The sequence below is a fragment of the Propionicicella superfundia DSM 22317 genome, assembly GCF_000423465.1.
GTDB lineage: Bacteria > Actinomycetota > Actinomycetes > Propionibacteriales > Propionibacteriaceae > Propionicicella > Propionicicella superfundia.
This window is the reverse complement of sequence record NZ_KE384024.1, coordinates 52,306-62,583: the sequence shown is the minus strand read 5'-3', so window position 1 is coordinate 62,583 and position 10,278 is coordinate 52,306. Positions and strand designations below refer to the sequence as shown.

Genomic DNA, 10,278 nt, shown 5'->3' with positions numbered 1-10,278 from the left:
GCTCCTGCTGATCCGTATGGTCAGGCGTCGGCTCCTGCTGATCCGTATGGTCAGGCGTCGGCTCCTGCTGATCCGTATGGTCAGGCGTCGGCTCCCGCTGATCCGTATGGACAACCGCCGGCAGCCGCGGCGTCGTACGGTGGCGCAGCGACCGATCCGTACGCTGCCCAGGCGTCGTATGGTGCGCCCGCCGCAGATCCGTACGCCCAGCCGCAGCCCGGGTACGGCCAGCCCGATCCGGGGGCGCAGCAGGCGTACGCGCAGCCTGGCTACGGCGACCCGAATGCCCAGTACGCCCAGCAGGCCTACCCGCCGGCGGGCGCGGCCCAGTACCAGCAGCCCGGGTATCCGATCGCTCCCGGCCAGGTCGAGCCACCGGTGCCGCACGGTGCCGCCGTGCCGCGCAACGCCGACGATCTGACCTGGGGCACGGCAGCGCACTGGTCGGCGATCATCATCGGCTTCATCGGCCCGGTCCTGACGCTGACGATGAAGGGCAACGAGAGCCAGTTCGTGAAGCAGAACTCGAATGAGTCGCTGAATTTCGAGCTCACGCTGCTGATCGGCTACGTGGTGTCGTTCATCCTCATGTTCGTCGGGGTCGGCTTCCTCACCTACCCGGTCATCTGGATCGTCGGGCTCATCTTCCACATCATGGGGGCGGTCGAGGCGAACAAGGGCAAGGTGTACACCTACCCGTTCTCCATCAAGTTCCTCAAGTAACCCAGCAGATCGACAAGGGGGCTCCGGGCGGTGCGGCCGGGGCCCCCTTGTTCGTGCTGTCTGGAGTCGAGTCAGGACACGCGGGGGATCGTCCGAAGGCGGCCGCGGCCGCGGCGCCGGCTCGTCCGCTGGTCGCAAGTCCATTGGCCGCCGGTCGGCGGTAGGCGGGTGGTACCCGGCGGCCGCCGCCCCGGCGTGTGACATTGCGCCCCTTTCGCGCGATGAGCAGGGCGTGTCCCGGGTGCCGCCGAGCTTTTCGGGTCGACGTGTCACGTTTCTTCGAGCGGTCGCGTGCGTCGACTCGCCGAAGGACGGAGGTGGCGGCGCACAGGCGATCCGTGGCGCGTGACATTGCGGCACCGCATCCATCCCATCTGGCCGCGGAGGCGGTTGTCCACAGGTTCGACGGCCGGAATGTCCCGTCCACAGCTCGACAGTCCGGTCGACCGATCCGTCGTCAGCGGGCGCATGTCCAGGGCATGAGAGGAAGAGAACTCGTCGAGGCGATCCTCGAAGCGGAGCACGGCGTGCTCGCCATCCGATCCTGGCGACGCCTGCGCTCGACCGTGTGGCGACTGGTGACCGCCGGTGCGCTGGTGCGGGTGTTTCCCGGTGTGTATGTCGTTGCGGGAACCGAACAGGGCAGTGAGATCTGGCTCCGGGCACTGTGTGCCTGGAAGCGCGACGGTGTGATCAGCGGGGACACCGCGCGCATGTTCCACAACGGATCGATCCCGGCACGCGCCGGCGAACTCGGCCGGGTCGTCGTGGATCGCCCTGTCCGAGCGCGTCCGAGAGGACGCGTGCGGTTCCGCAGGCGGGTCCACGGCGCGCGCGTCGCCGGGGGCGGAATCCGCATCGCTACCCCTGTGATGGCCGCGGTCGATCGTGCGGGTCACGACGACGGACGTGCGATCGACGACCTGCTTCGCGAGCAGCACGCCGACCCGGCGCAGTTCTCGGCCGTGCTGCCACTGTTCCGGCACACCCGCGGGAATCCTGTCCGGCGGCGTGTCGTCACCGCCAGCCTGTCGGCGCCCTACTCATACGCCGAGCGGGAGTTGCACCGGCTCCTGAAGCGGGCACGTATCGGTGGCTGGGTCGCGAACGTGCCGCTGCGACTCGAGGGACAGGTGGTGCGACCGGACGTCCTGCTGCCCGAGGGCAGGCTCGTTCTGGAGGTTGACGGCCGCGAGTTCCACACCGGACCGACGGCGTTCGAGCAGGACCGGGAGCGGCAGAACCTCCTCGTAACACACGGCTATCGCGTGCTCCGGTTCACCGTGGCGATGCTGCGCGACGATCCGGAAGGAGTGATTCGGGTGATCCGGCGTGGCCTGCGCGCCGAATGCTGAGACGGCGGGGGCCGAGTCCCGCCGCCGGGTGTGACATTCCGGCCAGGAGTCGGTTGAGGCGGGGCGCAGGGGTCGCCCCCGCGCCTGAACCGGGCGGTCTGTCACGCCGAAGCCGCCGGTCAGCGGGTGTCGGGGGTTCCCGCCCACGTGGCCCGAGTGCCCAAGGGTCCGAAGCCGCCGGTCAGCGGGTGCCGGGGGTTCCCTCGCCGTGCACGGTGGTGACATCCGGCGGGCCCGTCCGCGAGGGACAGGTAGAGTTCGTCACGTGCTGCCATCTGATGGGCTGGGTGACGACCTCGTCGACGATCCCGGGCCGAGGGATCACTGCGGGGTCTTCGGAGTCTTCGCGCCGGGTGAGGAGGTCGCGAAGCTCACCTACTACGGCCTGTTCGCCCTTCAGCACCGTGGTCAGGAGTCGGCCGGGGTCGCGGTGAGCAACGGCGACCGGATCATGGTCTTCAAGGACATGGGCCTGGTCTCCCAGGTCTTCGACGAGCCGACGCTCAACAGCCTGACCGGACATCTCGCCATCGGGCACACCCGCTACTCCACGACCGGGTCGAGCGAATGGAGCAATGCGCAACCCACGTTCCGCGCGGCCTCCGGCGGAGGAATCGCCCTTGCCCACAACGGCAACCTCACCAATACGAGCGAGCTCGAGGAGCTGCTCCGCGAGGCGACGGGCGAGCAGGTCCCCCCGAAGAAGCGCATGGACTCCACCTCCGACACCTCCGTCGTCACCGCGCTCATGTCGGCGTTCGCCGAGGCCGGCCTGAAGAAGGCGGCGCTGCGCATCCTCCCCCGCCTGGCGGGGGCTTTTTCGTTTGTGTTCATGAATGAGCAGTCGCTGTACGCCGCCCGCGACCGCCACGGGTTCCGTCCGCTCGTCCTGGGGCGCCTGGAACGCGGCTGGGTGGTCGCCAGCGAGACCGCAGCGCTCGACATCGTCGGTGCATCGTTCATCCGCGAGGTCGAGCCGGGCGAGCTCATCACCATCGACGCCGGCGGGCTGCGTTCGCAGCGGTTCGCCGAACCCGAGCCGCACGGCTGCCTGTTCGAGTATGTGTATCTGGCACGCCCCGATACCTCCATCGCCGGCCGCAGCGTACATGCGGCGCGGGTCGAGATCGGGCGCACCCTGGCGGCCGAGGCCCCGGCCGACGCCGACCTCGTCATCCCCGTGCCCGAGTCGGGGACGCCGTCGGCCATCGGCTTCGCCCAGGGCTCGGGAATCCCGTACGGCATGGGGCTGGTGAAGAACGCCTACGTCGGGCGCACGTTCATCCAGCCCAGCCAGACGATCCGCCAGTTGGGGATCCGGCTCAAGCTCAATCCACTCCGGGACGTCATCGCCGGGCGTCGCCTGGTGGTCGTGGACGACTCGATCGTTCGCGGCAACACCCAGCGGGCACTCATCAAGATGCTGCGCGAGGCCGGCGCGGCCGAGGTGCATGTGCGGATCTCGTCGCCGCCGGTGCAGTGGCCGTGCTTCTTCGGCATCGACTTCGCGACCCGCGCCGAGCTCATCGCCCCCGGCCTGTCGGTGGACGAGATCGCGCGCTCCATCGGAGCCGACTCGCTGGGCTACATCTCGCTCGAAGGGCTGATCGCATCCACGGGCATAGCCAAACGCATGCTGTGCACGGCCTGCTTCAGCGGCGAGTATCTCGTCGATGTCCCGCGTGAACGGCTCGCAGAGATGGGCCTGGAAGAGGTGAACGGGTGATGGTGCCCTCCGCATACGCCGCCGCAGGGGTCGACACCGCCGCAGGCGACCGCGCCGTCGAACTCATGCGCCAGCATGTCGCCGCGACCCGGCGCCCCGAGGTGCTGGGCGGACTCGGCGGGTTCGCCGGGTTCTTCGATGCGGCGCCGCTGACCCGTTTCCGTCACCCCGTCCTCGCGACGTCCACCGACGGGGTCGGGACGAAGGTCGCGATCGCCCAGGCGATGGGCATCCACAACACGATCGGCTTCGACCTCGTGGGGATGCTCGTGGACGACCTGGTCGTGGTCGGCGCCGAGCCGCTGTTCATGACCGACTACATCGCCTGCGGGAAGGTGGTCCCCGAGCGCATCGCGGCGATCGTGGAGGGCATCTCGGCGGCGTGCGTCGTCGCGGGCTGTGCCCTTCTGGGCGGCGAGACGGCCGAGCATCCGGGCCTCATGGAACCCGACGAGTACGACATCGCCGGCGCGACGACGGGCGTCGTGGAGCGCGACGAGATCCTGGGTCCCGAGCGGGTGGCCGACGGCGATGCGCTGCTGGCGCTGGCGAGTTCCGGGCTGCACTCGAACGGATACTCCCTCGTCCGCCGCGTGTTCGCGGACGCGGGGTGGGCTCTGGAGGCGGAGGTTCCCGAACTCGGCGGGACGCTCGGCGAAGTCCTGCTCAACCCGACGCGGGTGTACGCGAAGGATGTCCTCGCGCTTGCCGCGGCGACCGAGGTGCACGCCTTCAGCCACATCACGGGCGGGGGCCTGGCCGCGAACCTGGCCCGGGTCATCCCGGCCGGTTTCGAAGCTGTCGTGGACCGTTCGACGTGGACGCCGCCGGCCGTGTTCCAGCTTGTCGCCGAGGTGGGGCAGGTGTCACAGCCCGACATCGAGGCCACATTGAACCAGGGTGTCGGGATGGTCGCCGTCCTGCCCGCCGACAGCGTCGCGGCCGCGATCCGGCTCCTGGACGAGCGAGGAATCGCTTCCTGGCAGGTGGGAACGGTGGCCGTCAACCCCCACGGTAGTGGTGTTCGTGTCGTGGGGTCGCACCGTCCCTAGGGGTGAGGGGTGCTTTGCGCACCCCCGATCATTGGGTAACCTTTGACTCACGAATAGACGTTCACATTGCCGCGGCTAGACCGCGAACGAGTTGAGGGGGCTGACCCGACACATGGGGCGCGGCCGTGCAAAGGCGAAGCAGACGCGAGTTGCTCGTGATCTCAAGTATCGTCCGATCGATACCGACTTCGACGCCCTGGAGCGGGAGCTCCGCGGTGGGGATGCCGAAGCGGATGAAGTGCCGGATCAGTACGCCGACTACGCTGATGGCGATTACGGCGAGTCGCCCGGCGAGTCGCGGCGGATCAGCTAAGAGGCCTAGCCCCGAAACGGAACGCTCCGCGTGGACGCGGTGTGGCGACCTGATCTCCTTCCTGGGTTCTCGGTGAGAGATCTGCCTTTGGCCGTTGCCCCCGACGAGGGGGAGCCAGCCGAGGCGCTGCAGGCCAGTCTGGTACGACGCGACGGTGAGAAGCGTGACCGCGCCGTCCTGTACGTCCACGGCTGGAACGACTACTTCTTCCATGCCCATGTGGCGGAGCACTTCGCTGCGCTGGGGTACTCGTTCTATGCGCTGGACCTGCGTCGCTGCGGGAGGAGTGCGCGTCCGGGGCACATGGCGGGTTACATCACCGACCTGGACGACTACGAGGTCGAGTTCGACCTGGCGGCGAGCATCCTTCTCGCCGAGCACCGCGAGCTCGTCGTCATGGGGCACTCCACGGGCGGGTTGTCGGTGGCGCTGTGGGCCGACCGGAACCCGGGTCTTCTGTCGGCGCTGATCCTCAACTCGCCCTGGCTCGACATGCAGGGGAGTTGGGTCGTGCGCTCCCTGGCGGCGCCGCTCGTGTCGCAGATCGGCGTCCGCGCACCCTCCGCGGTCCTTCCTCTGCCCGAGGTGAACCTGTACGCGAAGTCGCTCCACGCGAAGTACGGCGGTCAGTGGAACTACGATTTCCGTCTCAAGCCGGAGGCGCACGTCCCGATTCGCGCCGGTTGGATGTCGGCCGTCCTGCATGGTCATGAACGCGTCGCCGCCGGCCTGCACATCGACTGTCCGGTGCTGGTGCTCGCATCGACGCGGAGCGACTTCCGGGTCCGCTGGGATCCGGCGATGCGCCGGGCCGACACCGTGCTGGATGTGACTCAGATCGCCGCTCGCGCCGTCCGGCTCGGGGAGGTCGTCACGGTGGTGCGGATCCCCGGGGCGATGCACGACGTGACCCTGTCCGAGCCACCGGTCCGGAAGCGACTGTGGCACGAGGTGGATCGCTGGCTGACCGCGTACGGACCGGTGGGGGCCGCATCGTGAGCGACGGGGACGCCGCCCTCCTGACCGCGTTCCGGACCGGCGACATGGCGCAGCCCTTGAGGGCGGCTCTGGCGACGCTGGGCACGCCGGCCGATGCCGTCGAGGCGTCGCTGCACCGGCTCCATCACCGGCCCGGTGTCGACGTCAGCGCCGGCTTCAGCGTGAGCTATCGGGCGGACGGACGCGTCGGCGGCGTCTACCTCATCGCCACGACGGCCCGGTTGCCTGCCGCGGCGCAGGTCGCCACCGTACCGGTGGGGGGAACCGAGGTGTCGGTGTGGCGCCACCCCGATGATCCGTACCTTCCCGGGCTGCGGCCGGCGTGCGACACCGATGTCGTGTCGCTGTGGCTGGACGCGTACCCGGTCGAGGCGAAGATGACGGCCTACCGGCCGATCCGCCGGGCGGTCCTGAGGTACGCCGCCGGGGAACGCCTGTGGTTCGCCAAGGTGGTTCGCCCGACGCGGCTGGCCGAACTCATCGATCGTCACCTCATCATGTCGGAGGCATCACTCTCGCCCGCGGTTCTCGGCACGCCGGCGCCGGGCACGGTACTGCTGGCGGCGGCTGACGGTGCGTCCCTGACCGCGACGCTCGCTTCCGCACTGGAAGGGACATCGCCGCTGCCGGACCCGGTCGATATCGTGGCGCTGCTCGACCGGCTGCCGAACCGGGTCATGGGTCTCTCGTCGCGTCCGGCCTGGGTCGACCACCTGGACTTCCACAGTGAGGCGGCCGCCGCCGTGCACCCCGGTCGTCGCACCGAGATCGCCGATCTGGCCGGGCGCGTGCAACGCGTCGTCGACTCCGAGCCGGTGGGTCCGCTGGTTCCGACGCACGGAGACTTCTACGAGGCCAACGTGTTCGTGGCCGACGGCGGTCCACGGCAGCTCATCGACGTGGATGCGCTCGGACCGGGCCACCGGGAGGACGACCTCGCGTGCCTGCTCGGCCATCTTGCAGTCCTCCCGGTCGTGTCGCCGCGGCATTTCCGCGGCATCGAACCGGTGGTGGACGCCTGGGCGGACGTCTTCGAGAGCCTCGTGCCGTCCGTGGCGGGGTTGCGCGCGCGGGTCGCTGCGGTGGTCCTCAGCCTTGTCGCGGGAGCGCAGGGGCGAAGCGGCGAGCAGAGGTTCGATATCGCTCGTAGCTGGTTGCTGCGCGCTGAGAGCGGGAATCGCTGAATCGCACAGGTCTCAAGTCGGGGTTCACATGAGATGTCCCGCCAAGGGCCGGGCGCCGGGCGTATCCGGCATGCCGAGGGTGGTGGTCGGTGGGGTCAGCCCCAGCCGAGTTCGTGCAGCCGGGATTCGTCGATCCCGAAGTAGTGGCCGATCTCGTGGACGACGGTGACGGCGATCTCGTGCGCCACCTCCTCGTCGGTTCTGCAGGCGGCGAGAATCGGGCGGCGATAGATGAAGATCTGGTCCGGCTGCGTGAGCAGAGTGTCCGAACCGCGTTCGGTCAAAGGGACTCCGACGTACAGGCCGAACAGCTCGATGTCGCCGTCGGGAGGCACATCCTCGATCAGGAGGAGGCAATTGTCGACGAGTTCGAGGAGTTCGCCGGGGATCTGGTCGAGGGCGTCGTCGACGAGGGACTCGAATTCCTGCTCGCTCATCTCGACGGCCACGTGGGCACTCTACAAGGGCGTCCGAAGAGTCGAATTACATGGCTGTATTTTTAATCTTCGATCCGGCGTGTCGGCTTGAAATCGAGGCCTAAACCTCACCTTTAGCTTGTCGCGCCGAGAATCCGGTCCTTAAAGTCCTGAGAGACCTGAGGCGCTGCTGAGAGAAGGTGGGGCACCCGCCCACCCTCACGGCGTCCTCACGACATCGGAACGAAAGGACCCACAGTGGGCGCACGACGCGCAGTCCAGGGGTTGGTCGTGGCCGGCGTTTCCGCCAGCCTGCTCGGGGGAGTCGGGGGGGTCATCCTCGGCACGCAGGCGATCGCGGCGACCCAGACCGTGACGGCCACGACCGCCGTCAACATCCGGTCGAAGGCCAGCACATCGTCGGCAATTCTCGGGGTTCTCTACCAGGGACAGAAGATCCAGACCAAAGGGTCCAGCGCCAAGGGCTGGACCCCTGTGACGTTCAACGGCAAGACCGCATACATCTACTCCACCTACCTCAAGGTGGCCGGCACGACCGTGTCGTCGGGCACGTCGACCACCAAGGCGTCGACCATGAAGACGACGGCGAGTCTCAACGTGCGCACCGGCCCCGGCACGGGATACACGGTGGTGGGCACCCTGAAGTCCGGCACGACGGTGTCGCTCACGGGCACCACATCCGGCAACTGGGCCCAGATCACCTACAGCGGCCAGCGGCGCTGGGTCGCGGCCGGCTACCTGACGACGTCCAGCACGACGCTCAAGGTGACCGCGACCGGTGTGACGACCTGTGCCGTGGACGTCCGCTCGACGTCGGCGACGAAGTACACGCGGATCACGACCATCGCCAAGGGCACGACGGTGCAGCTCACCGGCGTGAAGACGAACGGCGTCGTCCAGATCGTGTGGCAGGGCGCTGCGCGATGGCTCAACGCGAGCTGCGTGAAGCAGTACACCGCATCCCAGCCGGCGAAGACCACGACGTCCACGACGACGACGGTCACGCGGTACACCACCGCGAACCTCAACATCCGGCAGACGTCCTCGCCGTCGTCCAAGATCATCGGCGTGGCACCGAAGGGGATGGCGCTGCAGCTCACCGGGAAGGTTCAGAACAACCTCGCGCAGGTGAAGTACAACGGTGGCCTGTACTGGGCGTCGATGTCGTACCTGTCGACGACGAAGCCCAGCACGTCCTCGTCGTCGTCCTCCTCGGGGACCTACAGCGGTGGCGGGTCCGTCGGGCTGACCGGGTTGGTGGCCACGGCGAAGAACATCGTCAACGTCGTCCACAAGAACTACCCGAAGATCGTGACGTTCTACGGCGTGCGATCCGACTCACTCCCGGATCATCCCTCCGGGCACGCGGTCGACTGCATGCTGCCGAGCTACAAGTCCAACAACGCGCTGGGCTGGACGATCGCGAAGTACCTGCGGGCGCATGCCAAGGAACTCGACATCCAGTACATCATCTTCGATCAGAAGATCTGGAACATCAGCCGCGACGCCGAAGGCTGGCGTTCGATGGCCGATCGCGGCGGTGACACCGCCAATCACAAGGACCATGTCCACGTGACCGTGAAGGGCCTGGCCATCTACTCCTGACGCCCGGCCTGTACTTTCCCCCCGCCGCCGCTCCCGGATCCCCTCTCCGGGAGCGGCGGACACGTTTCGGGCGGGTCGTGGATGTCCTGTCCGTCCTCGGCGCACGTTTGGGGGCCCCGGCCCCGGTTGGTATCGTTACCCGGCAGGTCCCCATCGTCTAGCGGCCTAGGACACCGCCCTTTCAAGGCGGCAGCGCCGGTTCGAATCCGGTTGGGGATGCCACGTGTGATCGCCGGCGAGCGCGCCTCCGAAGGTGCCAGAGGCGCTGTTTCCGGCACGTGCTCGCGGACGGGATTTCGCCGTGTGGGTCGCACCGAAGGCGATTCGCACGGGCTGACCCGGTACGCTATAGTTTCTCGGGCTGGCTGAGGCCAGTCACAAGGCCCCGTGGCGCAGTTGGTTAGCGCGCCGCCCTGTCACGGCGGAGGTCGCGGGTTCAAGTCCCGTCGGGGTCGCGGGGGATGTTTCAAGCATCCCGACGGCCAGGTAGCTCAGCTGGTAGCAGCGTTCGCCTGAAAAGTGAAAGGTCGCCGGTTCGACCCCGGCCCTGGCCACAGTGATCCCGTCGGTCGGCTCGTCGAGCCCGGTTGATCCTCCCCTTCGAACGGCCGCTTGAGGTCGCCCGTCGCCTGATGGCTTCCGCATCGAGAGAACAGGACGCCGCGCGCTGTGGATGGTGCGGAGCCGTCGGTTCTGTGACCGCCAGGTTGTGAGGCATGCCAGCCCCTGTGGACGTGGCCGCGAGAGGTGGCCGCCAGGTTGTGAGGCATACGACCTCGCATCAGAGGCACCCTGACCCGTGCAACGTGGCGGTCACTCCGTCCCGGCCGGCCGGGACGGCTTCGTATGCCTCACAACCTGGCGGGTGCCCCGACCCCGAGAAG

Annotated in this window: 9 protein-coding genes and 3 tRNA genes; 11 read left to right on the top strand and 1 reads right to left on the bottom strand. The window is 68.2% G+C overall.

The window, feature by feature from the left end; genetic code table 11:
* The 7 genes from G555_RS22470 to G555_RS20835 all read left to right on the top strand — a co-directional run.
* Positions 1-723: DUF4870 domain-containing protein (locus G555_RS22470; protein WP_156887640.1), on the top strand; the 723-nt coding region annotated here is incomplete at its 5' end.
* 479 nt (positions 724-1,202) lie between these two features.
* Positions 1,203-2,078, top strand: coding sequence for a DUF559 domain-containing protein (locus tag G555_RS21570; protein ID WP_051209534.1), 876 nt, complete (start codon positions 1,203-1,205; stop codon positions 2,076-2,078).
* Positions 2,079-2,343: 265 nt separating this feature from the next.
* Positions 2,344-3,804 (top strand): amidophosphoribosyltransferase, encoded by a 1,461-nt coding sequence (gene purF / locus G555_RS0116610; RefSeq protein WP_051209532.1) that lies wholly within the window; start codon positions 2,344-2,346, stop codon positions 3,802-3,804.
* Complete coding sequence (gene purM, locus G555_RS0116605) at positions 3,804-4,856, top strand: phosphoribosylformylglycinamidine cyclo-ligase (RefSeq protein WP_028709716.1); 1,053 nt, start codon at positions 3,804-3,806, stop codon at positions 4,854-4,856. The genes purF and purM overlap by 1 nt, the downstream gene beginning before the upstream one ends.
* Before the next feature lie 112 nt (positions 4,857-4,968).
* Complete coding sequence (locus G555_RS0116600; protein WP_028709715.1) at positions 4,969-5,169, top strand: DUF3073 domain-containing protein; 201 nt, start codon at positions 4,969-4,971, stop codon at positions 5,167-5,169.
* 72 nt (positions 5,170-5,241) lie between these two features.
* Positions 5,242-6,168, top strand: a complete 927-nt coding sequence (locus G555_RS20840; RefSeq protein WP_245581309.1) for an alpha/beta hydrolase — start codon at positions 5,242-5,244, stop codon at positions 6,166-6,168.
* Positions 6,165-7,352: a phosphotransferase gene (locus G555_RS20835; RefSeq protein WP_051209530.1), complete on the top strand. Its 1,188-nt coding sequence runs from the start codon at positions 6,165-6,167 to the stop codon at positions 7,350-7,352. Before G555_RS20840 ends, G555_RS20835 begins: the two co-directional genes overlap by 4 nt.
* A gap of 95 nt (positions 7,353-7,447) precedes the next feature.
* Here G555_RS20835 and G555_RS0116585 read toward each other — a convergent pair whose 3' ends face one another.
* Complete coding sequence (locus G555_RS0116585) at positions 7,448-7,801, bottom strand: metallopeptidase family protein (RefSeq protein ID WP_028709714.1); 354 nt, start codon at positions 7,799-7,801, stop codon at positions 7,448-7,450.
* A gap of 258 nt (positions 7,802-8,059) precedes the next feature.
* On the opposite strand from G555_RS0116585, the gene G555_RS0116580 reads away from it, so the two are divergent.
* The 4 genes from G555_RS0116580 (at position 8,060) to G555_RS0116565 (ending at position 9,948) form a co-directional block, all read left to right on the top strand.
* Positions 8,060-9,394: an SH3 domain-containing protein gene (locus tag G555_RS0116580; protein ID WP_156887637.1), complete on the top strand. Its 1,335-nt coding sequence runs from the start codon at positions 8,060-8,062 to the stop codon at positions 9,392-9,394.
* A 146-nt stretch (positions 9,395-9,540) separates the two neighbouring features.
* Positions 9,541-9,616, top strand: a tRNA-Glu gene (locus tag G555_RS0116575).
* Positions 9,617-9,775: 159 nt separating this feature from the next.
* A tRNA-Asp gene (locus tag G555_RS0116570) sits at positions 9,776-9,849 on the top strand.
* Between the two features lie 25 nt (positions 9,850-9,874).
* A tRNA-Phe gene (locus tag G555_RS0116565) sits at positions 9,875-9,948 on the top strand.
* The last annotated feature ends 330 nt before the right edge of the window (positions 9,949-10,278 follow it).